General features: G+C 66.6%; 16 protein-coding genes. 8 read left to right on the plus strand and 8 right to left on the minus strand.

The features are described from left to right. Nucleotides 1–2: 2 nt before the first annotated feature. Both OEJ36_RS21875 and rlmKL read right to left on the minus strand, forming a co-directional pair. The gene (locus OEJ36_RS21875; RefSeq protein ID WP_263403337.1) at nt 3–2,786 is read right to left on the minus strand and encodes a diguanylate cyclase; all 2,784 of its coding nucleotides are present in this window, start codon (nt 2,784–2,786) and stop codon (nt 3–5) included. 123 nt (nt 2,787–2,909) lie between these two features. Beyond that, on the minus strand, nt 2,910–5,096 hold the full coding sequence (gene rlmKL / locus OEJ36_RS21880; protein WP_263403338.1) for a bifunctional 23S rRNA (guanine(2069)-N(7))-methyltransferase RlmK/23S rRNA (guanine(2445)-N(2))-methyltransferase RlmL: 2,187 nt from the start codon (nt 5,094–5,096) through the stop codon (nt 2,910–2,912). A gap of 428 nt (nt 5,097–5,524) precedes the next feature. Between rlmKL and rmf the strand changes: the two genes are divergently transcribed. Then, entirely contained in the window at nt 5,525–5,740 is a 216-nt protein-coding gene (gene rmf, locus OEJ36_RS21885; protein WP_081672218.1) for a ribosome modulation factor, read from the plus strand. 96 nt (nt 5,741–5,836) lie between these two features. Here rmf and OEJ36_RS21890 read toward each other — a convergent pair whose 3' ends face one another. Then, on the minus strand, nt 5,837–6,862 hold the full coding sequence (locus OEJ36_RS21890) for a quinone-dependent dihydroorotate dehydrogenase (protein ID WP_263403339.1): 1,026 nt from the start codon (nt 6,860–6,862) through the stop codon (nt 5,837–5,839). 53 nt (nt 6,863–6,915) lie between these two features. Continuing rightward, nucleotides 6,916–7,137, minus strand: a complete 222-nt coding sequence (locus OEJ36_RS21895) for a DUF2835 domain-containing protein (protein ID WP_184489197.1) — start codon at nt 7,135–7,137, stop codon at nt 6,916–6,918. Nucleotides 7,138–7,285: 148 nt separating this feature from the next. Between OEJ36_RS21895 and OEJ36_RS21900 the strand changes: the two genes are divergently transcribed. Continuing rightward, entirely contained in the window at nt 7,286–8,158 is an 873-nt protein-coding gene (locus OEJ36_RS21900; RefSeq protein WP_263403340.1) for a DUF6685 family protein, read from the plus strand. Between the two features lie 329 nt (nt 8,159–8,487). Here the strand turns inward: OEJ36_RS21900 and OEJ36_RS21905 are convergent, their stop codons facing one another. Beyond that, nucleotides 8,488–13,353 carry an NAD-glutamate dehydrogenase gene (locus OEJ36_RS21905; RefSeq protein ID WP_263403341.1) on the minus strand — a complete coding sequence of 1,622 codons (4,866 nt, stop codon included), beginning with the start codon at nt 13,351–13,353 and terminating at the stop codon, nt 8,488–8,490. A 352-nt stretch (nt 13,354–13,705) separates the two neighbouring features. Between OEJ36_RS21905 and OEJ36_RS21910 the strand changes: the two genes are divergently transcribed. Genes OEJ36_RS21910 through OEJ36_RS21935 form a run of 6 tightly spaced genes read left to right on the plus strand, consistent with a single transcriptional unit; the run spans nt 13,706 to nt 20,486 of the window. Next, on the plus strand, nt 13,706–14,665 hold the full coding sequence (locus OEJ36_RS21910) for an AAA family ATPase (protein ID WP_021217378.1): 960 nt from the start codon (nt 13,706–13,708) through the stop codon (nt 14,663–14,665). Between the two features lie 3 nt (nt 14,666–14,668). Next, nucleotides 14,669–15,604: a DUF58 domain-containing protein gene (locus OEJ36_RS21915; protein ID WP_263403342.1), complete on the plus strand. Its 936-nt coding sequence runs from the start codon at nt 14,669–14,671 to the stop codon at nt 15,602–15,604. Further along, nucleotides 15,601–16,095: a DUF4381 domain-containing protein gene (locus OEJ36_RS21920; protein WP_263403343.1), complete on the plus strand. Its 495-nt coding sequence runs from the start codon at nt 15,601–15,603 to the stop codon at nt 16,093–16,095. Before OEJ36_RS21915 ends, OEJ36_RS21920 begins: the two co-directional genes overlap by 4 nt. Next, entirely contained in the window at nt 16,088–17,107 is a 1,020-nt protein-coding gene (locus OEJ36_RS21925) for a vWA domain-containing protein (protein WP_263403344.1), read from the plus strand. Before OEJ36_RS21920 ends, OEJ36_RS21925 begins: the two co-directional genes overlap by 8 nt. After that, a complete protein-coding gene (locus OEJ36_RS21930; RefSeq protein ID WP_263403345.1) occupies nt 17,104–18,849 on the plus strand; it encodes a VWA domain-containing protein in 1,746 nt (581 codons plus the stop codon). Before OEJ36_RS21925 ends, OEJ36_RS21930 begins: the two co-directional genes overlap by 4 nt. Next, nucleotides 18,846–20,486, plus strand: a complete 1,641-nt coding sequence (locus OEJ36_RS21935; RefSeq protein WP_263403346.1) for a BatD family protein — start codon at nt 18,846–18,848, stop codon at nt 20,484–20,486. Before OEJ36_RS21930 ends, OEJ36_RS21935 begins: the two co-directional genes overlap by 4 nt. A 458-nt stretch (nt 20,487–20,944) precedes the next feature. Here OEJ36_RS21935 and OEJ36_RS21940 read toward each other — a convergent pair whose 3' ends face one another. From OEJ36_RS21940 to OEJ36_RS21950, 3 genes are all read right to left on the minus strand, one after another. Next, nucleotides 20,945–23,320: an efflux RND transporter permease subunit gene (locus tag OEJ36_RS21940; RefSeq protein ID WP_263403347.1), complete on the minus strand. Its 2,376-nt coding sequence runs from the start codon at nt 23,318–23,320 to the stop codon at nt 20,945–20,947. 18 nt (nt 23,321–23,338) lie between these two features. Next, the gene (locus OEJ36_RS21945; RefSeq protein ID WP_263403348.1) at nt 23,339–24,424 is read right to left on the minus strand and encodes a WD40/YVTN/BNR-like repeat-containing protein; all 1,086 of its coding nucleotides are present in this window, start codon (nt 24,422–24,424) and stop codon (nt 23,339–23,341) included. Between the two features lie 200 nt (nt 24,425–24,624). Next, on the minus strand, nt 24,625–25,992 hold the full coding sequence (locus OEJ36_RS21950; protein WP_021217386.1) for a DUF1329 domain-containing protein: 1,368 nt from the start codon (nt 25,990–25,992) through the stop codon (nt 24,625–24,627). Nucleotides 25,993–26,010: the final 18 nt, after the last annotated feature.

Here is a 26,010-nt window from a genome sequence, read left to right on the forward strand (position 1 = left end):
TCTCACTCGGCGCAGCGCACCTGGTCGCGACCGCCCTGCTTGGCGGAATAGACCGCCGTATCCACCCGCCGCAGCAGTGCATCGGCGGTTTCGCCGTCACGCCAGCAGGCACAGCCGAAGCTGGCGGTGACGTGACCGACGCCCGCCACCTCATCCCGACGCATGCCCTGCAACAGCGCTTCGGCCAATGATCGCGCCTGCTCCAGATTGGTCTCCGGGCAGAGCACGATGAATTCCTCGCCGCCCAGCCGGCACAGCACATCGATGCGTCGCAGCCGCTGGCCAATGCGCTGGCACAGTTGCTTGAGCACCCGGTCGCCCGCCTCGTGGCCATGCTGGTCGTTCACCAGCTTGAAGTGATCGATATCCAGCATCACCAGCGAGAACGGGCCTTCGCTGCGCAATGCCCTGGCGATCTCCACATCCAGGCGCTCCTGGAAATGGCGACGGTTGAACACGCCGGTCAAGGCATCGGTGATGGACAGCGCCCGCAGCTCCTGCTCCACCAGCTTGTGCCCGGTGACATCGGAGATATAGCCGTGCCACAGCACGCTGCCATCGGCCATGCGCTCGGGCTCCGACTCGCCGCGCAGCCAGCGCAGGCCCTGGCGCGGCAGCAGCACGCGGAAGTCCTCGCGCCAGGTCTGCATGACGGCGGCGGAATGCAGGATGCTGGCGTAGATCCGCTCCAGGTCCTCCGGGTGCAGGCGGGTGAAGGCCTGAGAAGCGTCTTCGTTCACCTGCTCGGGTTCGACCTCGAGGATGTCGCTCACCCCAGCACTGACATAGGGGAAGCGATGCCGGCCATCGGGGTACAGCTGGTACTGGTAGATGGCACCCGGCACCCGCGCGCTGAGCTTCTGCAGCAAGCGGTCGCGATCCTCCAGGGCCTCCTGCACGCGCTTGCGGTCGGTCACGTCGATGGCCACGCCGAGGTAGCCCACCAATTGGTCATGCTGGTCGCGCACGCCGGTGAGAATGAGGTTGCCGGTTAGGTGGCCGCCGTCCTTGCGCACGTAGGTCCACTCGTGTTCGTCGTAGCAATCACCGGCGGTGACCTCGACCACATAGTGGTGGAAGTCGCGGATGGGCCGCGACAGCCGCTTCGACAGGGCTTCGCAGCGCGCCTGGATCTCCGACTCCAGGTGCAGCATGCGCGGGCGCTTGCCGACCATCTCGTCGGCGCTGTAGCCGAGCATGCGTTCGGCACCGACGTTGAATTGCAGGACGAAACCATCGAGGTCGGTGGCGATGATCGAAACCTGGGTGGCCGCGTCCAGCACCCCGCGCAGTTGCCCGTGGGCCAGCGCCAGTTGCAGCTCCGCCGCCTTGCTGGCGCTGATATCGGTCTGGGTGCCGATCATCCGCTGGGGCGAACCATCGGGGTTCCACTCCACCACCTTGCCGCGGTCAAGCACCCACACCCAGGCACCGTCCTTGCGTTGCATGCGGTGCTCGCTCTGGTAGATGGGCGTCTCGCCGCGCAGGTGACGCTGCAGGGCGGCATCCACCGCTGGCGCATCGTCGGGGTGTTGCAGGCGCAGGCACAGTTCGGGCTCGTCGGGCACTTCGTCCACGTCGTAGCCGAGCATGCCCTTCCAGGCACGGGAGTAGTACACCGTGTCGGAGGCGATCTCCCAGTCCCACACGCCGTGGCCGGCGCTATCCAGGGCGAAGGCCCAGCGCTCCTCGCTGAGCTTGAGGTCGAGCTCGCGCTCACGCAGTTCGCGGGTGCGCTCGGCCACCAGGCGCAGGGCGCGCTGGCGCTGGCTGATCAACAGCATCAGGTAGGCCGCCATGAGCAGGGTGATCAGGCCACCGGTGGCGATCACCAGGTGCCAGGCGGAGGAGCGGTTGGCCATGGCGAAGCCTTCGCTGGGGCGCAGCTCCAGGCGGTAGGTACGGTCGGCGAAGGCAAAGGAACGGGTGATCAGCAGGCCCGAGTCATCGTCCTCGGCCTTGCTCAGGTAGAGCGCTTGCGGGTCGTCTTCCTCGGTGACGTCGATCAGGCGCATGGCCAGGCTGCCGAGCACCTCATCGGGGATGCCCTGCTCCATTTCCCGGCGCAGGCTGATCACACCGAGGACGAAGCCGCGTGGCGCGTGCCCCTCGGTCGCGCCCGGGTTGAACACCGGCACCGCCATGAGAATGCCCCGGGCGTCGGCCCCGGGCACACCAATCAGCGTCAGGGCACCGGAGGCGACGGCCTGGCGCCCGGCCCGGGCCTTGTCCAGCAGGGCCGCGCGCTCGGGCTGCGAACTCAGGTCCAACCCCAGGGGCAAGCGCCCGGCGAGTCCGGACACGCTGTAGAACACCGGCAGGTAATGGTCGCGCTCGGGGCTGACCTGGGCGGCGCCGTCCTGGTCCAGGTCATGGAAGCGGAAGCGCTCGAGCCCATCCGCGCGAGCCTCCGCCTCGAAGACGGGGCGCTCGCTGCGGGCCACCCAGGGCACCCAGGAATAGGCCAGGGTATCGTCCAGCAAGGGCTCGACGAAGCCTTGGAATTCGTCGCGGCTGACCGTCTGGGAGTTGAGGAAGAAGCGCTGCAGGGCGTCCAGCTCCTTCAACTGGTCGCCGAGGCGTTCCTGAATGCGGCTGAGGCGTTCGGTGGCGATCTGCGAGAAGCGCTCACGCAGCTGGTTACGCTCGGAGTCGTGCACCAGGCTGGCCAGCAGCAGGGTCAGGCCGAGGCCGCCGGCGATGACCAGCAGGCAGGCCAGCCAGAGCAGGCTGCGGCCGGTCAGGTGTGAGTGCAGGGACGGCTTTCCCAGGGCAAGCGACAGCATGCTTACATCTCGGAGCTAAGTGATGAGGACGGCCCCTGTGATCACAAACTTAGCCAACATACTGGCACTTTGCCTAGACAAAACCCTGCCGCCCCTGCCTCGGCTGACGGACGGCAACGCGGCTCAGCGCGCGGTGAATTTCCAGGCGCGGTGGATCTTCTGGTTGCGGGCGAAATCCGGGTCGATGGTTTCGGCGCTGATCTCGCTCACCTGGTAGCGCTGGTCGAGGCTTTCATCCAGCTGAAACTTGCGGAAGTTGTTGGAGAAGTACAGCACCCCGCCCGGCGCCAGGCGGGCCATGGCCAGGTCCAGCAACTGCACGTGGTCGCGCTGTACGTCGAACACCCCTTCCATGCGCTTGGAGTTGGAGAAGGTCGGCGGGTCGATGAAGATCAGCTCGTATTCGTTGCGGTCCTCGGCCAGCCAGGCCATCACGTCGCCCTGCTCCAGCTTCTGCTTGTCGGAGAAACCGTTGAGGGAGAGGTTGCGCCGCGCCCAGTCCAGGTAGGTGCGCGACAGGTCGACGCTGGTGGTGCTGCGGGCGCCGCCCTTGGCCGCATGCACGCTGGCGGTTGCGGTGTAGCAGAACAGGTTGAGGAAGCGCTTGTCGGCGGCCTCGCGCTGGATGCGCAGGCGCATGGCGCGGTGGTCGAGGAACAGGCCGGTGTCGAGGTAGTCGGTGAGGTTGACCAGCAGCTTCACGCCGCCCTCGCTGACTTCCATGAACTGGCCCTGGGTCGCCTGGCGTTCGTACTGACGGGTGCCGGACTGGCGCTCACGACGCTTGACCACCACACGGGACTGGTCGATGCCCAGTGCCTGGGGAATCGCGGCGAGGGCATCGAGCAGACGGCCCTGGGCCTTCTCCGGGTCGATGGAGCGCGGCGCGGCGTATTCCTGCACGTGCACCCAGTCGCCATAGAGGTCGATGGCGAGGGCGTACTCGGGCATGTCGGCGTCGTACAGGCGGTAGCACTGCACGCCTTCGCGCTTGGCCCACTTGCCCAGCTGCTTGAGGTTCTTCTGCAGGCGGTTGGCGAACATCTGCCCGCCTTCGGAGAGGCGCGCCTGCTCCACCACGGGCGCAGCGCCGGCCTGGGGCTCGGCAGCGGCGTCCTGGCGGCGCGAGCCGGTGACGAACTGGTCGGGCAGCACCTTGATCAGCAGCAGCTTGCACGGCAGCGCGCCGTTCCAGAAGGCGTACTGCTTATGGCTGCGCAGGCCCATGCGCTTGCCCAGTTCGGGCGCGCCGGTGAACACCGCCGCTTCCCAGTTCAGGCAGGACTGGCGCAGGCGCTCGCCAAGGTTCTGGTAGAGGTACAGCAGGCTGGCTTCATCACCCAGGCGCTCGCCGTACGGGGGGTTGCTGATGACCAGGCCCTTCTGATTCTGGTCGGGGCGCGGCTCGAAGGTGGCCAGCTCGCCCTGGTAGATCTTCACCCAGTCGGACAGCCCCGCCCGCTCGATGTTATTGCGCCCAGGCTGGATCAGCCGCGGGTCGGCCTCGTAGCCACGGATCCACAGCGGCGGGCGGGCCAGGCCGGCGTCGGCGCGGACCTGGGCCTCTTCATGGAGCTTCTTCCAGATCGCCGGCACATGGCCCTGCCAGTTGGAGAAGCCCCAGCGCTCGCGCTTGAGGTTGGGGGCGATATCAGCGGCCATCATCGCCGCCTCCACCAGGAAGGTGCCGACACCGCACATGGGGTCGGCCAGCGCGCCACCCTCGGCGGCGATACGCGGCCAGCCGGCACGCAGCAGGATGGCGGCGGCAAGGTTTTCCTTCAGCGGCGCGGCGCCCTGCTGCAGGCGGTAGCCGCGCTGGTGCAGGCTGTGACCGGCGAGGTCGAGGGAGAGGATCGCCTCGCCCTTGTCCAGGCGCAGGTGGATGCGCAGGTCCGGGCTGACCTTGTCGATGGACGGGCGCTCGCCACTGGCGGTGCGCAGCTTGTCGACGATGGCGTCCTTGACCTTGAGGGCACCGAAGTGGGTGTTGTCGATGCCCGAACCATGGCCGCTGAACTCCACCGCCAGGCTGCCGGTGGGCGACAGGTGGTCGTGCCAGTCGACGTCGAGCACGCCGTGGTAGAGGTCTTCGGCGTTCTGCACCGGGAAGCGCTTGAGCACCAGCAGCACGCGGTTGGCCAGGCGCGACCAGAGGCACAGGCGGTAGGCGGTTTCCAGGTCGCCCTGGCCACGGATGGCGGCCACCTGCTCGCGCGCCTCGGCGAGGCCCAGCGAGGTGGCCTCTTCCAGCAACAGGCCCTCCAGGCTTTTCGGGCAGGTGAGGAAGAGTTCGAAAACATCCGACATGGTAGTTCCAGTGCCTTGCGGCTGATCAGCGGCACGGATTCATCTCCGTGCGGTCATAAATATGTGACTAAAGGTCGCAGAACGGCCCTTCGTCGGATAGGAAAATTCCCATTCTCATCCGCGCGGGCCCATAGCACCGCGACATCATGGGTTTCTCAAGGCCCCATCCCATCGGGGCTGAGCCTGCTCGCACGCGTGACAGGCTCTTACAGCTTATGGTCCGGAACCCATTCTCGTTACGTCCTTATGACAAAACGATCATTCCAATGCCCCGGAGCAACGGTTAGAACTCAGTTATCCGCCGCCGCAACGGTAGCGGATGGAGGACGGTCACGCCGGCAACCGTTCTTCAGTGGCAGAGCATTCTCTGCCGGGTTCCCGACTTGGGGCCAATGGACATAACAGTCAACAAATGAGGGCTACACCCTATGAGAAGACTTAAGCGTGATCCGATGGAACGAGCATTTCTGCGCGGTTATCAGCACGGCATTCATGGCAAATCCCGCGATCTCTGTCCCTTCACCCATCCCACCACTCGCCAAGCCTGGATAAACGGCTGGCGCGAAGGTCGCGGCGACCATTGGGATGGCTTTACCGGCACTGCCGGCATTCATCGACTCAACGAACTCCACGCTGTCGGCTGACACTGGATCACACCGACTTCACCAAGCACGCCCCATCCGGGCGGCGGGCGCAAGCCCAGGGGCTCCCTAAGGGAGCCCTTTTTTATTGCCCGCGATTCAGGCCTTCGGCAGCGCGGCGATGGCATCCACCGCTTCGCGGATCAGTGCCGGGCCCTTGTAGATGAAGCCCGAATAAATCTGCACCAGGCTCGCCCCGGCGGCGATCTTCTCGGCCGCGTGACGGCCTTCGGTGATCCCGCCCACGGCGATGATCGGCAGGCGCCCGGCCAGCTCACCGGCCAGGACGCGAACGATATGAGTGCTCTTGTCACGCACCGGCGCGCCGGACAGGCCGCCAGCCTCGTCACCGTACTCCAGCCCCTCGACGCCTTCGCGGCCCAGGGTGGTGTTGGTGGCGATCACTGCATCCATGCCCGACTCGACCAGCGCGGCGGCCACCAGCACGGTTTCCTCGTCGCTCATGTCCGGGGCGATCTTGATCGCCAGGGGCACGCGGCGGCCGTGGCGCACGGCGAGGTCTTCCTGGCGCTGGCGCAGGGCTTCGAGCAACTGCTTGAGCGAATCACCGAACTGCAGGCTGCGCAGGCCGGGGGTGTTGGGCGAGCTGACGTTGACCGTCACGTAGCTGGCGTCGGCGTAGACCTTGTCCAGGCAGATCAGGTAGTCGTCCACCGCGCGCTCGACCGGGGTGTCGAAGTTCTTGCCGATATTGATGCCCAGCACGCCCTTGAACTTCGCCGCGCGAACCCGTGCCAGCAGGTGATCGACGCCATGGTTGTTGAAGCCCATGCGGTTGATGATCGCCTCGGCCTCGGGCAGGCGGAACAGGCGCGGCTTGGGGTTGCCCGGCTGCGGCCGCGGCGTCACGGTGCCGATCTCGACGAAACCGAAGCCCAGTTGGGCGAAGCCGTCGATGGCGTCGCCGTTCTTGTCCAGGCCGGCGGCCAGGCCCACGGGATTGGGGAACTCCAGGCCCATCACCTGCACCGGCAAACTGGCCGGCGCCTTGGTCAGCAGGCCGTTGAGGCCCAGGCGGCCACCGGCACCGATCAGGTCGATGGACAGCTCGTGTGAGGTTTCCGGGGACAGTTTGAACAGCAGTTCGCGAGCCAGGGTGTACATGGGCGGGTATCGATCGGCGGGATGGGCCGGCGATTATAGCCGCCAGCCCCGGCTCAGGCGAGGCGGCGTAGCGCCAGCAGCGACCCGCCGGGGTCGAATTCCAGCTCGAATGAACCATGAATGCCATCATGGGTCAGAAAAGGCCGCAAATGATGCGCAGGCAAGCTAACCTTGCGCCCGTCGCGGCTGCGCAACATCACTCGGTTGGCGTGGCCCTGGTAGACCGCAAGAAAGCGCTCGGCACTCAGGGAAATATCCAGCACCAGGCTGGGCATGGAGGCATCCTCTTGGTTGATATGAACACCAGTATCGTTCCGCAGCCCCTGGCGACGCCAGGTTTCAACGCATCGGCGGGCAAAGCCGTGCAGCCTCGCCCGACCTCTGCCACACTGGCACTCGTGACCTGGGAGTCCTAGTCTGGCCATGAGTTCGCAGTCGTCCCCATCCTCTCTTTCCTCACGCCTGGCTGCCCTCGCGCAGCGCCTTGGCCTGGGAGGACGTGCGCCGCGCCTGCTGGAAAGCGCCAGCCAGCTGCGATTGCCCTTCCAGCAATTGCCCCCCCCGCAGGCCGATATCTGGTGGCAGAACGCGCCGCCCCTGCAACGCTTGGTCGACCTCCCGCGCAACGCCCTCTCCGGGCCGGTGCAGGAGGACAAAGCCCAGGCCCACGCGGTGTTGGTCCGGGTGGTGGAAGTGGAGCCGCGCGAGCTCGCCAATTTCGACCTGCGCCTGATCGATGGGTTCTGTGGCAGCGACTGTGTGGCAGCGCCCAGCCCCAGCTTCGAAGCCTTCGCCGCCACGCCCGTCTGCCGCAGCGTGCGCATCATCAGCTACAAGGATTTCGTCAAGGCCATCAGCCTGCCGCTGCCGCGCTTCCTCGCCGGTGAGCGCATCGCCCTGTGCCAGTCCAGCTGGCATGGCAAGCGGGTGTTCTGGAGCGGCACCCATCACCTGGAAGCCTTCGCCAGCGCCATCGCCTATGCGCGCCGGCGCGAGCTGGAAGTGGCCCTGCCGGCCGAACTCACCACCTACCGCCTCAACCCGGCCGGCCTCACCGAGCTGGATACCCACTACCACGTCCTGGCCATGCCGGTGCAGGCCTGGAGCGACCCGGCCTTCATGGGCCTGCTGCTGGACGGCGGCATCCCCTACTCGCGCCTGTCGCTGCTGAAGAACAGCGGCGCCCCCGAGTTCCTCCTGCTGCCCAAGGACCACCCCGAAGCCACCGCCCTGGGCGAAGGCCTGCGCCTGGCCGGCGCCGCCGATGTGGTGCGCTACCTTGCGTCCCTGAGCTGAATTCCACCTGCACAGCAGCGCTTTTGGCGAATGAATTCGCTCTGTCTGCGTTAAGTGCTGGGGGTTTAAAGCAAGCTCTCCCAAGGGTTTCTGCCACCGCCGCAGCATGGGTTTCGCTTCGCTCGCGGAACGCCGCCCGACCCATCCTACGAAAGTCCGTGCGCACCAGGTCGTGATGCGCTGGACGAAGAAAGTTGGAGCAGCCGCCAAACGCCCCTTCCCAGGAGACCGAGCGAATCGTCGTGATCGGGATCCCTAGGGAAACGCCAGGCAAAAAAAGCCCCGCCGAAGCGGGGCTGAGAGCACAAGTTACTTGAGCATAGCGGCTATCAGGGGATGTTCACCCCGGATTGGCCGCTTTGCGCCAGGTCCATCAGCTCGCGGTTGGCCACGGCGTACATGGCGTAGTCGGTACCGGTGGCGGCGCGCAGGTCGGTGAGCATCACCTTCCAGCGTTCCACCAGCGGGCGGTGCTGTTCCAGCCACAGGGCCACGCGTTCGTCCATGTCCGTCGGGGCGTCGTTCATCTGCAGCACCGAGACGGTGATCGCCCGCTGCTGGCCGTCGAGGTCGTCGCGGAAGGCTTCGCGGGCCAGGGCCTGCCAATTGTTCTCCACCGGCAGGCTGGTGATCTGCTGCAGGTACCAGGACAGGTCCAGCGCGCCACCAACGGCGAAGTAGGCGGCGGCCACTTCGGCGGTGTCCTTGCCGGTGACGTCCGAGGCTTCGATGATCGGCAGCAGCGTGTACAGGTGGCTGGTACCCGCGACCACGCGGGCCAGTTCCTCCGGTGCGCCGGCTTCGACATAGGCCTGGTAGCGGGCCAGCCACTGCTCGCGGGCCGGGCCTTCCAGCAGCTCGTCCAGGCGACCGGCCAGCTCGGCCACGCGCGGGCCGAAGTGGCCGACGTCACGGGCGGCGTTCTGGTCTTCGCGACGGCTGCGCAGGAACCAGCGCGTGGCACGGCGACCGAGGCGCATCAGCTCATCCATCAGGGTCAGCTGCAGCTCGGCGGGGACCTTGTAGTCCAGCGCTTCGATCTGCTTCCACCAGTGGGCCAGGCGGAACACATCGCGCACCACCACGTAGGCACCGGCGACGTTGGCCGCGCTCATGCCGGTGGACTCCTTCAGGCGCTGCACGAAGGTGATGCCCATGTGGTTGACCAGGTCGTTGGCGATCTGGGTGCTGATGATTTCGCGCTTCAGGCGATGGCGGCCCATGGAGTCACCGAACTTCTTCGCCAGCAGCGGCGGGAAGGCGGTTTCCATCTCGCGAGCCAGGTAGTCGTCGTCCGGCACCAGGGATTTGAGCAGCGATTCCTTGAGGTCGATCTTGCTGTAGGAGATCAGCACCGACAGCTCCGGGCGGGTCAGGCCCTGGCCGTTGGCGGTGCGCTCGTTGAGTTCCTCGTCGCTGGGCAGGAACTCCAGCGCGCGGTCGAGCTTGCCGGCGGCCTCCAGGGCGGCGATCAGGCGCTTGTACTCGCCGATGCGCTCACGGGCACGACGTTGCGCCAGGGACAGCGCCTGGGTCTGCTTGTAGTTGTTGCCCAGCACCAGGCTGCCCACCGCGTCAGTCATCTCGGCCAGTAGCTTGTTGCGCTGCTTGCCGGTCATGTCGCCGGCCGCAACGATCTCGCCCAGGAGGATCTTGATGTTCACCTCGTGGTCGGAGCAGTCCACGCCACCGGCGTTGTCGATGAAGTCGGTGTTGCTGGCGCCGCCGTTGAGGCCGTATTCGACGCGGCCGAGCTGGGTCATGCCCAGGTTGCCGCCCTCGCCCACCACCTTGGCGCGCAGTTCGCGGCCGTCGACGCGCAGCGCGTCGTTGGCCTTGTCGCCGACGTCGGCGTGGGACTCCTTGCTGGACTTCACATAGGTGCCGATGCCGCCGTTCCACAGCAGGTCAACCGGCGCCTTGAGCAGCGCGTTGAGCAGCTCGGTGGGGGTCAGCTTGTCGGCGCGGATGTCGAAGCGTTCCTTCATCTCCGGGCTGATGGCGATGCTTTTCGCCGCCCGCAGGAAGATGCCACCGCCGGCGGAAATCAGCTTGGCGTCGTAATCGGCCCAGGACGAGCGCGGCAGGTCGAACATGCGCTTGCGCTCGATGAAGCTGCTGGCCGCATCCGGGTTCGGGTCGATGAAGATGTGCATGTGGTTGAAGGCGGCCACCAGTTGCAGCGTGTCCGACAGCAGCAGGCCATTGCCGAACACGTCGCCGGCCATGTCGCCGATGCCGATCACCGTGACGTTGTCCTTCTGCACGTCGATGCCGCGCTCACGGAAGTGACGCTGCACCGAGACCCAGCCGCCCTTGGCGGTGATGCCCATGCCCTTGTGGTCATAGCCGGCGGAGCCGCCGGAGGCGAAGGCGTCGCCCAGCCAGAAGCCGTAGTCCAGGGCGATGCCGTTGGCGATGTCGGAGAAGGTCGCGGTGCCCTTGTCGGCCGCCACCACCAGGTAGGGGTCATCGGCGTCGTGGCGGACCACGTTGGCCGGCGGTACCACCTGGCCTTCCTTGAGGTTGTCGGTGACGTCCAGCAGGCCGCTGATGAAGATGCGGTAGCAGGCGATGGCCTCGGCCTGGATGTCGTCACGGCTGCCACCCACCGGCAGGCGACGGGGGATGAAGCCGCCCTTGGCACCCATGGGCACGATCACCGCGTTCTTCACCTGCTGCGCCTTGACCAGGCCCAGCACCTCGGTGCGGAAGTCTTCCTCGCGGTCGGACCAGCGCAGGCCGCCACGGGCCACGTCGCCGAAGCGCAGGTGCACGCCCTCGACGCGCGGGCAGTAGACGAAGATTTCGAACTTGGGCACCGGCCGCGGGATTTCCGGGATCAGGCGCGGGCTGAACTTGAAGCTGAAGTAGCCCTTGTTCTGGCCGGCCGCGTCGGGTTGGTAGAAGTTGGTGCGCAGGGTCGCCTTGATCAGGTCGAGGTAGCGCCGCAGGATGCGGTCCTCGTTGAGCACGGCGACGTTGTCCAGCTCGCCGAGGATGGCCTGCTCGAGCTTCTGCTGCTTGTCTTCCAGGTCCTCGGCGGTGAGCTTGCGGGCCAGGTAGAAGCGGGTCTTGAACAGGCGCACCAGCTCCTTGGCGATGTCCACGTGGTTCAGCAGGGTGCTGGCGATGTAGGACAGGTCGAAGCCCAGGCGGATCTGCTTCAGGTAGCGGGCATAGGCGCGCAGCAGCGCCACGTCGCGCCAGGGCATGGAGGCGGTCAGCACCAGGCGGTTGAAGGCGTCGTTCTCGGCGTCGCCGCTGACGATGTGGATGAAGGCGTCCTGCAGGGTGTCGTTGAGCTGCTGGATGTCGACTTCCTGGCCCGAGGCGCTGGTGAAGGCGAAGTCGTGGATCCAGAACTCGCGGCCATCCTGGCGGTGCAGGCGGTAGGGGAACTCGCCGAGCACGCGCAGGCCCAGGTTCTCCAGGATCGGCAGCACATCGGACAGCGGCAGCGGCGTGTCGGCGTGGTACAGCTTGCAATGCAGCAGTTGCTCACCCTGGGTCAGCGGCTGGTAGAAGCTCATCACCAGTTGGCGCTCGTCGGAGAGGCTGTTCAGGTGCTGCATGTCGACCACGGCCGAGTGCGGGGCGAAGCGCTCGCGGTAGCCGGCGGGGAAGCCTTTCGGGAAATCGGCCAGCACGCGGGTGCCCTGGGCCTCGCCGAAGCTTTCGTTGACCAGGCTGGCGTAGTCGTCCTTCCAGGAACGGCAGGCCTGGATCACTTCTCTTTCCAGGCGTACCGGATCGACCACGGCCTTGTTCTTCGGGTCCAGGCGCAGGATGAACTGCACGCGCGCCAGCACGGATTCGGAGAAGAAGGTCCAGAACTCGCAGTCGCTGGCCTGCAGCCGGTCCATGAGGATCTGCTGGATCTTCAGGCGCGTCTCGGTGGAGTAGACGTCACGCGGCACATAAGCCAGCGCGTAGGCGAAGCGGCCATAGGGATCGCGGCGCAGGAACAGGCGGATCTTGTTGCGCTCCTGCATCTGCACGATGGCCATGGCGGTGGAGAACAGGTCGTCCACCGGGGTCTGGAACAGGTCGTCGCGGGGCAGCACTTCCAGGACCTGGGCCAGTTCCTTGCCCAGGTGGGCGCGGGCGTCGAAGCCGGAGCGGCGCTGGATCTCGGCGACCTTGCCACGGATGAACGGGATCTCCGACACGCTCTCGCCGTATACGGCCGAGGTGTACAGGCCCATGAAGCGGCATTCCTTGACCACGCGGCCCTTGGCGTCCAGCTCGCGGATGGAGACGAAGTCCGGGTAAGCCGGGCGGTGCACGCGGCTCGGCTCGGCGGCCTTGGCGAAGGACAGCAGCACCGGGCCGCGCAGGTAGTCGACGGCGTCCTTCTCGATGTGCAGGTCGGCGGCGCTGAGGCCGATGCGGCGCAGGCGCGAGACACCGAGCAGGGATTTCTCGTCATAGACCAGGTGGCCGCCGGCCTCGCCCTCGTCCACCACTGTGAACTCCTCGTAGCCGAGGAAGGTGAAGTGGTTGTCCAGCAACCAGTTCATGAAGACCTTGATCTCGGCCAGCTCGGCCGGCTCGATCTTGAGCTTGGCCTTGTCCAGCCAGGCCAGCAGCTCGCGGGCCTTGGTGGTCATGGGCTGGAAGTCGGCGACGGTCACCCGTACTTCGCCGAGCATGTCCTCGATGGCCTTTTCCAGGGCCTTGAGGGCGGTCGGCGCGGCGATGCGGTCGATCTCCAGGAACATCAGCGATTCCTGCTGCACATCCTTGCCCTGGGCACCCTTGGGCATCACCTCGACCAGCTCGCCCTTCTTGTTGCGGCGCACGCTGAGCACGCTGTTCTGCAGCGTGTGGATGTTGTAGCCACGGCGGTTCAGCTCCATGCGCACCGAGTCCACCAGGAAGGGGATGTCGGGGTGCAGCACTTCCACCGCGGTGTGGGTGGATTGCCAGCCGTGCTTCTCGTAATCGGGGTTGAAGGCGCGTACCTGCGGCTTGGCCGGGTCGAAGCGTTCCAGCAGGCGCCACGACGACAGGGTGCAGCCCACCAGGTCGGAGAGCCGGCGCTGGGTGAGTTCGTCGAGGGCGATGATGCCGAAGAATTGTTCGGCGAACAGGGCTACTTGTGGCAATGCCTGCTCGCTGACGTGCTGCGCCAGGGCCGCTTGCAGTTGATGCTGGAAGTCGGCTTTGCTGGCCGCGGTGAAGAACGCCATGGTTGTGCTCCGCTTGGCTCGTATTGTTGGGGTGTAAGCGTAGAACGCTTCTCGCGCGGTGATGGGGTCACAGGTTGATTGGGCAGTGTGACCTTCGGATGACGCGCCGGGCATGGGTCGGACCGGGCGGTCACCGTTGCGCAAGAGCTTAGCGAGGGCGGTGCCACGCAGGCTTTTCGCGGCGCGACATATTCGGTCAATCTCCGTCAGCCCCTGTGCCCGCCCGCACGCCCCGTGACGAAATCCGCAGTGCGCGGGGAAGTCGCCTAGGCCGGCGCCCCCAACTGGATTAAAGTACTGCGCCACCCCGGAGGCTTTGGCTTTCCCCCGTCCATTCCGAGCGAGCCCAACGATGGAACACCGCGAAGCACTGATCGCCCTGCGCCAGTACCTGTCCACCCAGATCCTCGGTCAGGAAAAGCTCATCGACCGCCTGCTCATCGCCCTGCTCGCCGACGGCCACCTGCTGGTGGAAGGCGCGCCCGGGCTGGCCAAGACCAAGGCGATCAAGGACCTGGCCGAAGGGGTCGAAGCCGAGTTCCACCGCATCCAGTTCACCCCCGACCTGCTGCCGGCGGATATCACCGGCACCGAGATCTACCGCCCGGAAACCGGCAGCTTCGTGTTCCAGCAGGGGCCGATCTTCCACAACCTGGTGCTGGCCGACGAGATCAACCGCGCACCGGCCAAGGTGCAATCGGCGCTGCTGGAAGCCATGGCCGAGCGCCAGGTCTCCATCGGCCGCTCCACCTATGAACTGCCGCCGCTGTTCCTGGTGATGGCGACGCAGAACCCCATCGAGCAGGAGGGCACCTACCCGCTGCCCGAAGCCCAGCTCGACCGCTTCCTCATGCACGTGAAGATCGGTTTCCCCGAGGCCTCGGTGGAACGCAAGATCCTCCAGCAGGCCCGTGGCGTCGCCCTCAACGGCGAAACCCGCCCCGAGCACCAGGTCAGCCAGCAGGCGATCTTCGCCGCGCGCAAGGAAATCCTCGGCCTGTACATGGCCGACGCCGTGGAGGAGTACCTGGTGCAGCTGGTGATGGCCACGCGCACCCCGGCCAAGTTCGACAGCGAGCTGGCCGAGTGGCTGGCCTACGGCTCCAGCCCGCGCGGCTCCATCGCCCTGGACCGCTGCGCCCGCGCCCACGCGTGGATGGCCGGCCGCGACTTCGTCAGCCCCGAGGACATCCAGGCGGTGCTCTTCGACGCCCTGCGCCACCGCCTGATCCTGTCCTTCGAGGCGGAGGCCGCCGGCATCGACCAGGACCGGGTGATCCAGCGCATCCTCGACGTGGTCGCCGTCGCCTGACCCATGGACAGCCCAGCCGCCCAGACCGGCATCAAGGTCAGCCTCGCCGAGCTGATCGACATGCGCCATCGCGTCCGCGAGGTGCAGCTGTTCTCCACGCCTTCGCGACGCAGCCCGCTGATCGGCCTGCACCACTCCAAGCTGCGCGGTCGCGGCGTCGACTTCGACCAGGTGCGGGTCTACCAGCCGGGCGATGACGTGCGCACCATCGACTGGCGCGTCACCGCACGCACCCAGGAGCCCCACACCAAGCTGTTCCACGAGGAGCGCGAGCGCCCGGTGTTCATCATGGTCGAGCAGAGCCAGCGGCTGTTCTTCGGCTCCGGGCAGATGTTCAAGTCGGTGCTCGCCGCTCACGCCGCCAGCCTCATCGGCTGGGCCGCCCTGGGCCACAACGACCGCATCGGCGGCCTGGTCTTCAGCGACAACGAGCACCACGAGATCAAGCCCCGGCGCAGCAAGCAGAGCCTGCTGCAACTGCTCAACCGCCTGGTGCGCACCAACCAGGCCCTGGGCAACGCCCAGACCGCCCCCCGCGAAGGCTTCAGCCTGGCCCTGCGCCGCGCCCGCGAGGTGCTGCGCCCCGGCAGCCTGGTGGTGATCCTCTGCGACGAACGCACCCTGTCCGACACCTCGGAGCAGCAGCTCGCCCTGCTCGCGCGGCACACCGACCTGATCCTGCTGCCGCTGTCCGACCCGCTCGACCACGCCCTGCCCGCCGCCGGGCTGCTGCGCTTCACCGAACTGGGCGCCAAGCTGGAACTGGACACCCACAACCCCGAGCTGCGCCAGGCCTACCGCGACCTGGGCGATGCCCGCAAGGCGCGCTGGCAGCGCCTGGCCCAACGCCTGGGGGTGCTGCTGCTGCCCCTCAGTACCCAGGCCGGCATGGTCGACCAGTTGCGTGACCACCTGCACCACCGGGGTGGCAAGCGATGAGCCCGCTCGACCAGCTGGAGCCCCTGATCGCCCCCGACGCCGTGCCCTGGTGGCCGCCCGCGCCGGGCTGGTGGGTACTCGCCGCGCTGCTGCCGTTGCTGCTCTGGGGCCTCTGGCGCCTGCGCCACCGCCTGCCCCGCAAGCAACGCGGCGAGCGCGCCGAACAACCCCTGGAGCCCATGCGCGAGGCGGCGCTCAAGGAGCTCGCCCAGTTGCGCAAGCCCTACGACGGCGTGCCTGCTGGCCTCTGGCTGCAGCAGCTCAACGGCCTGCTCAAGCGCCTGTGCCGCCTGCACTACCCCAACGACCAAAGCCTCACCCTCAGCGGCCGCGCCTGGCTGGCCTACCTAGACAACCGCTGCCCCGCCGCCGGCCTGACCCGCTGGATGGTGCTGGTGGAGGGCGCCTACCGCCCCGAGTGCAAGCTCGACGACAAGGCCATCGAAGGCCTGACCCAGGCGGTCGACACCTGGATTCGCAAGCATGTTTGAACTCGCCTGGCCGTGGATCTTCCTGCTCGCGCCGCTGCCCTGGCTGTTGCGCGTGCTGCTGCCCCCGGCCGACAGCGGCGAGGCCGCGCTCAAGGTGAGCTTCCTCGGCGAACTGGAGGCCCTCGCCGGCCGCCGCGCCCGCGCCAACCTGCCGGCCTGGCGCCAGCAGGCCCCCTTCGCCCTGCTCTGGCTGCTGCTGCTGTGCGCCGCCGCGCGCCCGGAATGGGTGGGCGAGCCGCAACCCTTGCCGGCCAGCGGCCGCGACCTGCTGGTGGCGGTGGATGTCTCCGGCTCCATGGACTACGCGGACATGGAGCTGGACGGCAAGGAAGTCAGCCGTCTGACCCTGGTCCAGCACCTGATGGGCGAATTCATCGACGGCCGCATCGGCGACCGCATCGGCCTGATCCTCTTCGGCAGCCAGGCCTACCTGCAGGCGCCGCTGACCTTCGACCGCCAGACCGTGCACATCTGGCTCGACGAGGCGCTGATCGGCATCGCCGGCAAGAACACCGCCATCGGCGACGCCATCGGCCTGGCGGTGAAGCGCCTGCGCCAGCGCCCCGCCGATAGCCGCGTGCTGGTACTGGTCACCGATGGCGCCAACACCGGCGGCGAGATCGAACCGCTCACCGCCGCGCGCCTCGCCGCCGAGGAGCAGGTGAAGATCTACACCATCGGCATCGGTGCCGACCCGGAACAGGGCGGCGTGCTCGGCATGTTCGGCCTCAACCCCGGCCTGGATCTGGACGAACCCACCCTGCGCAGCATCGCCGAGCAGACCGGCGGCCGCTATTTCCGCGCCCGCTCCAGCAAGGAGCTGGAAGAGATCGAACACGCCCTGGACCAGCTCGAGCCCGTTTCGCAACTGCCCAGCCAGGCCCGCCCGGCCCTGGCGCTGTATTCCTGGCCGCTGGCCGGCGCCATGCTGCTGAGCCTGCTGCTGATCAGCCGTGAGCTCTGGCCCCATGCGCTGCAGCAACGCCCACAGTGGCTGCGGAGGCGCCCATGAGCGAACTCTGGCCCCACTGGCTGCGCCCCTTCTGGCTGCTCCTGTTGCCGCTGCTGGCCTGGCTGATCTGGCAGCTCTGGCATCGCGAACGCCGCAGCGGCCGCTGGCAGCAACTGCTGCCCATCGCCTTCCAGCCCTGGTTGCTGGGCGGTGGCCGGGAACGCAGCAGCCGTTTGCCGTGGATCGCCCTGGGCCTGGCCTGGAGCCTGGGCCTGCTGGCACTGATCGGCCCCAGCTGGCAACGGGTGGAGCAAAGCACGCAGAAGCGCGCCGACCCGCTGGTGGTCATCCTTGAACTGACACCTTCGATGCTCGCGTCCGACCTGCCGCCCACACGCCTGGAGCAGGCCAAGCGCAAGCTGCGCGACCTGCTGGATGCCCGCCGCGATGCGCAGACCGCCATCGTCGTCTACGCCGGCAGCGCACACAGCCTGGTGCCCCTCTCCGACGACCTGATGACCACCGGCAACCTGCTGGAGGCGCTCAAGCCATCGATCATGCCGGAGCCCGGCCAGCGCGCCGATCTCGCCGTGGAGAAAGCCCTGGCCCTGCTCAAGCAGGGCGCCCAGGGCCAGGGTCGTCTGCTGCTGATCACCAGCAGCCTGAGCGAGGCGGAGCGAGACGGCATCCGCCATGCCCTGGGTTCGAAGAGCGAGCGCCTGAGCATCCTCGGCATCGGCACCGCCGAGGGCGCGCCCATCGCCCAGGAAAACGGCGGCTTCATCAAGGACGCCCAGGGCGCCATCCTCCTGCCGCGCCTGGACGCCGCGAGCCTCAAGCGCTTCGCCAACCAACTGGGTGGCAAGTACGCCAGTGCCCGTGTCGACGAACGTGACCTGCGCACCCTCGGCCTGCTGGGGGGCGCCCGCACCCTGCGCGAGAGCCGCGAAACCACACGCCTGGAAGCCTGGGCCGACCAGGGCCACTGGCTGCTGCTGCCGCTGTTGCTGATCGCCGCCTGCGCCGGACGCCGTGGCTGGATCTTCTGCCTGCCGCTGTTCTTCGTCCTGCCCCGCCCGGCCCTGGCCTTCGAGATGGAAGACCTGTGGCTGCGCCCCGACCAGCAAGGCCAGCGCCTGCTGGAAGCCCAGCAACCGGCGGAGGCCGCGCAGCACTTCCAGGACCCGCGCTGGCAGGGCTATGCGCTCTACCAGGCCGGCAAGCATGCCGAAGCTGCCGAACGCTTCGCCGGCGGTGACAGCGCTGCCGACCACTACAACCGCGGCAATGCCCTGGCCAAGGCCGGCCAGCTGGAAGCGGCTCTGGACGCCTACGAATCGGCCCTGGAGCGGGAGCCCGACCTGCAGCCGGCGCTGAACAACAAGGCCCTGGTGGAACAGCTGCTGCAACAGCAGAAGCAGCAGCAATCGCAACAGCAGCAGGATGGCCAGCAGGACCCGCAACAGCCCCAGGAGCAGCCTTCCGCCGCCCAGGGCGGCGACCCGGAGAAAGGCGAGGACAAGGACGAGCAGCAGCCCACCGAAGGCGCCTCCACCGCCCCGCCCGAAGAGAACAAGCAGCCGGGCCAACAGGCCGGCGCCGACGGCCAGCCCGCCGAGCCCGGGCAGAAACCCACCGGTGAGCAACAGCCCAGCGATGCGCCGGGCCAGGCCGAGCCCCTGGGCGACGAGCGCCGGCAGTCCCTGGAACAATGGCTGCGGCAGATTCCCGACGACCCCGCCGAACTGCTGCGCCGCAAGTTTTGGTACGAACAGCAACGCCGCCAGGAAAACCAAGAATGATGCGCCTTCTCTGCGCCCTCCTCCTCAGCCTGCTGGCCTGCACCGCCAGCGCGGCGGGCTTTACCGCCAGCGTCGACCGCGCACGCCTCAGCGAAGGCGAAACGGTGGAGCTGATCCTGGAGTCCTCCGACCCGACGCTGTTCGGCAAGCCGGACCTCAAGCCGCTGGAGTCGCAGTTCGAGGTGCTGGGCACCCGCCAGATCAACCGCATCAGTACCCTGAACGGCCAGGACGATCGCGCCACGCGCTGGATCGTCACCCTGCAGCCGAAGCAGAACGGCTTCGTGGTCATCCCGCCGTTGCGCCTGGGCGAGGCCGAGACCAAGCCGATCACCCTGCATATCCAGAAAAGCGACAACGCTGCCGGCAACAGCAAGCTGGCCCCGGTCTTCATCGATGCCAGCCTGGACGAGGAAAGCGTCTACGTGCAGGCGCAGACCATCCTCACCCTGCGCATCTACCACTCGGTCTCGCTGTATGACGACAGCAGCCTGACGCCGCTGCAGATGGCCGACGCGCGGGTCGAGCAACTGGGCGAGCCACGCACCTACGAGAAAGAAATCAATGGCGTGCGCCACGGCGTGATCGAGCTGCGCTACGCGATCTTCCCGCAGAAGAGCGGCCAGTTGAGCATTCCCGCCCAGGTGTTCAGCGCCACCCTGGTGGAACGCTCGGGGCAGGACGACTACCAGCCCTTCGGCCCACGCCCCGGGCGCCTGACCCGGGTCAGCTCGCCGCAGATCCCGCTGGTGGTGAAAGCCAAGCCCGCCGACTACCCGGCCAACGCGCCCTGGCTGCCAGCACGCAACCTGACCCTGGCCGAGGCCTGGAGCCCGGAGCCGGACAAAGCCCAGGTGGGTGACTCGCTGACCCGCAGCCTGATGGTCAAGGTCGAAGGCCTGGCCAGCGCCCAGTTGCCCGCCCTGCCCGCCACCAACGTGACCAACCTGCGCCGCTACCCCGACCAGCCGCAAATGGCCAACCAGTCCAGCGAGCGCGGCCTGCTCGGCAGCCGCGAAGAGCGCGAGGCGCTGGTGCCGACCGCCTCCGGCCGCATCGAGCTGCCACCGGTGGAAGTGGTGTGGTGGAACACCCGCGAGGATCACCTGGAGCGCAGCCAACTGCCGGGCCGTACCCTGGAAGTCGCCGCCAACCCCACGCTGGAACCGGAAGCGCCCGTGGAAAGCAGCAATGGCAACCCGCATGCCGTGGAAGGCCCGCCACTCTGGCCGTGGAAGCTTGCCACCCTGCTGCTGGCGCTGACCACCCTGCTGGGCTTCGGCCTCTGGTGGCACGCCCGCCGCCAGCCGGCGATCCTGCCCACCGCGCAGACCGGCCCGAGCCCGCGCACCCTGCTGGACGACCTCAAGCGCGCCTGCCAGGCCAACGATCCCCACGCCACGCGCCAGGCCCTGGACGCCTGGGCGCGGCAGCAGCCGGAAACCCTGGCCGACATGGCCGCCCGCTTCGTGCCGCTGTCCGATGCCATGGACGGGCTCAACGGCGCCCTCTACAGCGAAAGCGGCCAGCACTGGCAGGGTGAGGAGCTGTGGAAAGCCATCCGCGCCCTGCCCACGCCGCAGGTGCAGCAACAGGCCGCTGGCGAAAGCGGATTGCCGCCGCTCTACCCGCGCTGATCCGCACCCAACCCAAACCCGAAGTGCCACTTCGTAGCCCGTGCTTCAGCGCGGGAAAGGCGTGGCTGGCACTCCCGGACTGAAGCCCGGGCTACAGGGTGAGGATGTGCTCGCTGTAGGCCGCCGGAGCCTCGTGCCGAACCCTGTCGGGTTGCACCCGACCTACCTAGACCTCGTAGGCCGTGCTTCAGCGCGGGGAAGGTGTGGGCGGTGCTCCCGGTCTGAAGCCCGGGCTACGGGTGAGGTTGTGCTCGCTGTAGGGCGGGTGGAACCCGCGTGTTGGGACGACCCCTTTCGGATTTCACCCGCCCCCAATGGAGCGGCAACCCTTTGGGTTGCTGGGCGACTGAAGTCGCCCCTATAGGCTTGCCCCTACAGGGTTGTGCGTGTGGTTTTCGGTAGTTGACCGCCCATAAAAAACCGCGGCCTGGGCCGCGGTTCTTTGATTGCCTTGAGGCTTAGTGGGCCAGCAGCGAACCGCCGGTCTTGCCCGCCAGCTTCTCGGGGCGGATCAGGAAGCGTGCCAGGGCAGGCAGCAGCCAGAGCGCACCGAACATGTTGACGATGAACATGAAGGTCAGCATCAGACCCATGTCGGCCTGGAACTTGATCGCCGAGAACATCCAGGTCGCCACGCCGATGGCCAGGCACAGGCCGGTGAAGAGCACGGCCTTGCCGGTGGACTTCAGCGTCTGGTAGTAGGCCTCCTGCAACGGCAGGCCGGCACGCAGGAAGCTTTCCAGGCGGCTGTAGATGTAGATGCCGTAGTCGACACCGATCCCCACGCCCAGCGCCACCACCGGCAGGGTCGCCACCTTCACGCCGATGCCGAGGAAGGCCATCAACGCGTTACCCAGCACCGAGGTGAGGATCAGCGGCAACACGATGCAGATGGTCGCGGCGACGGAGCGGAAGGTGATCAGGCACATCACCGCCACGCAGATGTACACCAGGATCAGGATGGTCAGCTCGGACTGGGCGATCACCTCGTTGGTGGCCGCTTCGATGCCGGCGTTACCGGCGGCGAGCATGAATTCCAGCCCTTCCTTGTTGTGGTCCTTGGCGAAGCCTTCCACCGCCTTGACCGCGCGTTGCAGGGTCTCGGCCTTGTGGTCGTTGAGGAACACCAGCACCGGCGCCAGGGAGCAGTCGGTGTTGTACAGGCCATCGGCACGGCTGATGGAGTTGTTCAGCACGTCCTGGTTGCGCGACAGGGTTTCCCACTTCAGGTTGCCTTCGTTCATCCCTTTGATCACCTGCTTGGAAACGGTGACCATCGAAATGGCGGATTGCACGCCCTGGGTGTTCTCCATCGTCCACATCAGCTCGTCGATCGGCGCCAGCGCTTCGTGCGTGGAGCAGCCTTCCGGAGCCGTCTTGACCATCACCACGAGCACGTCGGAGCTGGTCGAGTAGTTGCTGATGATGAAGTTGTTGTCCTTGTTGTAGCGCGAGTCCGGACGCAGTTCCGGCGCGCCCTGGTCGAGGTCGCCGATCTTCAGGTTCTGGCCGTACCAGAGGCCGCCACCGAAGGCGACCAGGGCGATGACCACGGAGATCGGGGCCACCACCGGATGGGCGAAGTTGGACAGCAGGCGCCAGAACGGGTGTTCACGGGTCGCGTCCTTCTTGCTGCGCTCGATGGCCTTCTTGCTGATGCCGACATAGGAGATGGCGACCGGCAGCAGGATGAGGTTGGTGAACACGATCACCGCCACACCGATGGAAGCACCGATGGCCAGCTCGCGGATCACGCCGATGTCGATGATCAGCAGGGTGATGAAGCCCACGGCGTCGGCCAGGATGGCGATCATGCCCGGCAGGAACAGCTGGCGGAAGGTACGCCGCGCGGCCGTCAGGGCGTTGTCCGCATCACTGGACTGCAGGGCGATACCGTTGATCTTCTGCACCCCGTGGGAGATGCCGATGGCGAAGATCAGGAATGGCACCAGCATCGAGTAGGGGTCGAGACCGAAGCCTACCGAATGCATCAGGCCCAGCTGCCAGATCACCGCCACCAGGGTGGTGGAGAGCACGGCGATGGTGCTGCGGATACACCAGGTGAACCAGTACAGCAGCACCAGGGTGGTGAGGAAGGCGATACCGAAGAAGGCCACGACCATGATCAGGCCGTCGATCAGGTCACCGACCTTCTTGGCGAAGCCGACGATATGCACCTGCACATTGGCGTTCTGCGCCTGGTACTTGTCGCGGATCTTGGCTTCCAGCTCGTGGGAGAACTGGCGGTAGTCGAGCTTCAGCAGCTTGCCCTGGTCGTTCGGGTCCGGGTAGGACTCGAGCAGCGGCACGTCGACGATGCTGGATTTGAAGTTGTTGGCCACCAGGCGGCCGATCTGACCCGACTTGAGCACGTTGTTGCGCAGCTCGTCGAGGCTGTCGTCGGAACCGTCGTAGGTCTGCGGGATCACCTCGCCACCGGCGAAGCCTTCCTCGGTGACCTCGGTCCAGCGCACGCTGGGGCTCCACAGGGACTTCAGGCCGGAACGGTCGACGCCGGGAATGTAGAACACCTCGTCGTGGATCTGACGCAGGGTGTCCATGTACTCCTTGCTGAAGATGTCCCCGTCCTTGGCCTCCACCGAGATACGTACGGTGTTGCCCAGGTTCGCCAGGTCGTTGCGGTGCTCCATCATCTTCTGGATGAAGGGGTGGTGCAGCGGGATCATCTTCTCGAAGCTGGTGGACGGGCGCACCTGGGTGGCCTGCCAGAAGAGGAAGATGCTGACCAGCAGGCAGATGACGATCACGGCCGGCCGGTTGTTGAAGATCAGGCGTTCCAGGAAGGTCGCCTTGTCCTGGTGATGGTTACTCATCGAAACTCCCCCGGCTTGTTATTGTTGGCCCAGCTCGGCGCCAGTCGGCGAGGCGACGCGCGCTCCGCCCTGTCCCACCAGGATCAGGTTGCCTTTGGTATCTGCGGTGGCGCTGGCCAGCGACAGGCGATCGGAACGGTTGACCACGCTGAAGGTGCGACCGGCATCGGTGCTCTTCAGGACGCTGCCACCATGGCCGACCACCAGCAGGGTGCCGTCATCGAGCAGGGTGCCGCCGGAAAGACCGAACTCCAGGGTGCCGCCACGGGCATTCTTGAGTGCGATGGTTTCCCAGGTCTTGCCGAAGTCGGCGGAACGGAACAGGTGGCCGCGCAGGCCATAGGCGACGACCACGCCCGGCTCATTGGTGCCGGTGGCACCGAACAGGGAACCCTCGTAGGGGCCCTCGAGGCGCTCCCAGGTCTGGCCCCAGTCGGGCGAGCGGAACATGCTGCCCATTTCCCCGACGATGAACAGACCGGAGTCCTTCACCGCGGTGATGGCGTTGATGTGGTACTGGTCTTCGTTGTCCAGGCGATCGCTGACGTCTTCCCAGTTCTTGCCACCGTCTTCGGTGCTCAACAGGGCGCCGTAGGAGCCGACGGCGAAGCCGGTGTTGGCGTCCTTGAACCAGACATCGAGAAGAGGAGCCTCACGCTCCAGGTCTTCGAATTGCTGGGTCCAGGTGACGCCACCGTCTTCACTGGCGAGGATCTGCGCGTCGTGGCCGACGGCCCAGCCCTTCTTGTCGTCGACGAAGTAGACGGCGGTCAGCATCTGCCGGGTCGGCACCTTGGCCTGGGTCCAGCTTTTGCCGTCGTCGTCGGAGTAAAGGATGTGGCCACGGTCACCGACGGCGACCAGGCGTTTGCCTGCATGGGCGATATCCAGCAGCAGGCTGCTCGCCGCCTTGGGCGATTCGATGGAGAACACGGGTGCTGATTCGGCGGCTTGCGCGAGAGGCGCGGCACCGAGAGTCAGGACGGAGAGCACACTGAACAGCGAGAGCGCTTTGGCCAGCGGCGAGTGGAAGCGGAACGCCGGTTGCGCAAGGGACTGCACGTCATGACCGGACTGGGTGCGCCGCAGGACGGGCTCACTCATACACCTTTCCCCCTTATTGTTATAGGTGGACCTTGCCTTTTGGCAGGCCGCCTATGCTATCCAGCTTTGGAAAGCCCTGACAATCGGCTGGACGTTATGTTTTGTTAAGGCAAACCCGCGTGATTGAGGCCTTATCAGAAGCCCTGATAGCAAAAAGGCCGCTACCTGGGTAGCGGCCTTTCGATCACGCTGCGAATCCCTTATCGGGTACCGCGGCGACGCAGTGCCGAAGGCTTGAAGTAGCCGTCGTCCGGGATGGCCTGGGTGAAGTCGATTGTGGTCGGCTCTTCGTTGTCCAGGTTCTGCACGTGGTAGCGACGGGCCTGAAGGTCATGGAACACATCCAGCGCGGACCAGGTGGTCGGCAGGTCGTAGTAGTTCTTCAGGTAGGCCATCGATACGCGCCACAGCTCGCCACGACCGTCGTACTGGTCGACTACGGCAGCTTGCCAGCTGTCCTCGTCGAGGAACAGGGTGCGCTTGGAGTAGATGTGGCGGGCGCCGGACTTCAGCGTGCCCTCGACGACCCACACGCGGTGCAGTTCGTTGCGGGTCACGGCCGGGTTCAGGTGGCCGGGCTGCAGCAGGTCCTTGTACTTAACTTCAGGGCTGGAGACCTTGTAGTTGTTGTACGGGATGTAGATTTCCTTCTTGCCCACCAGTTTCCAGTCGTAGCGATCCGGAGCACCGTTGAACATGTCGGTGTCGTCGGCGGTACGCAGGCCGTCGGCGGCAGCGATCGGGGTGTCGTAGGCCAGGTTAGGCGCACGGCGAACGCGGCGCTGGCCGGCGTTGTAGCCCCAGGCCTGACGCGGCTCCTTCACCTGGTCCAGGGTCTCGTGCACCAGCACCGCACCACCAGCCAGGCGTGCCGGGCTCTTGGTGAAGGACAGGTAGTAGAACAGGATGTTGTTCAGGTCGGCGTACGAACCTTTCGGGTTGTAGTACTTGAACAGGGCTTCCTGCTGCGAGGTGACCAGGGAGTAGTCGCCGTTACGCTGCACGGCCACTTCGGAGGCGCGGCGCACGATGTAGGAACCGCGGTAGCGAACGATGTGGTTCCACAGCGCCTCGACACCGTTCTGCGGGATCGGGAACGGGATGCCGCCGTAGGCATCGGCGAAACCGTTGCCGCCATCCAGCAGCTTGGCGGTGGTGGCGTTCTTGACGGTGTTGTCATACACCCACTGCGGCGCCGAGCCGGAACGACGGGTCGGGTAGATCGGCATCTGGAAGGTGGTCGGGTAGGCGTTGAACAGGGCGATCTGACCGGGGGTCAGGTTGGCCTTGTACTGGTCCAGGTTGGCCTTGGTGATGGTGAACAGCGGCTTGTCTTCCGGGAACGGATCGACATGGTGCTGGCCTGCCTTGTAACCGGCCGGAGCCTGGGTGATGCCACCGGTCCAGGCCGGAATGGTGCCGGCAGCGTTGCCGGCCTTCTCGGCACCGAAGGGGGTCAGGCTAGTGCCCAGCTTGGCGGCTTCCTGAGCCGACACCGCGGCCAGTGCGCTACCGGCGGACAGTGCGAACGCGACTGCCGCGCCAACCAGCGAAAGCTTTTTCAGCATGTTGGTTCTCCGTGAGGG

The organism is Pseudomonas sp. PDM13, from assembly GCF_025685765.1.
Lineage (GTDB): Bacteria > Pseudomonadota > Gammaproteobacteria > Pseudomonadales > Pseudomonadaceae > Metapseudomonas > Metapseudomonas solani.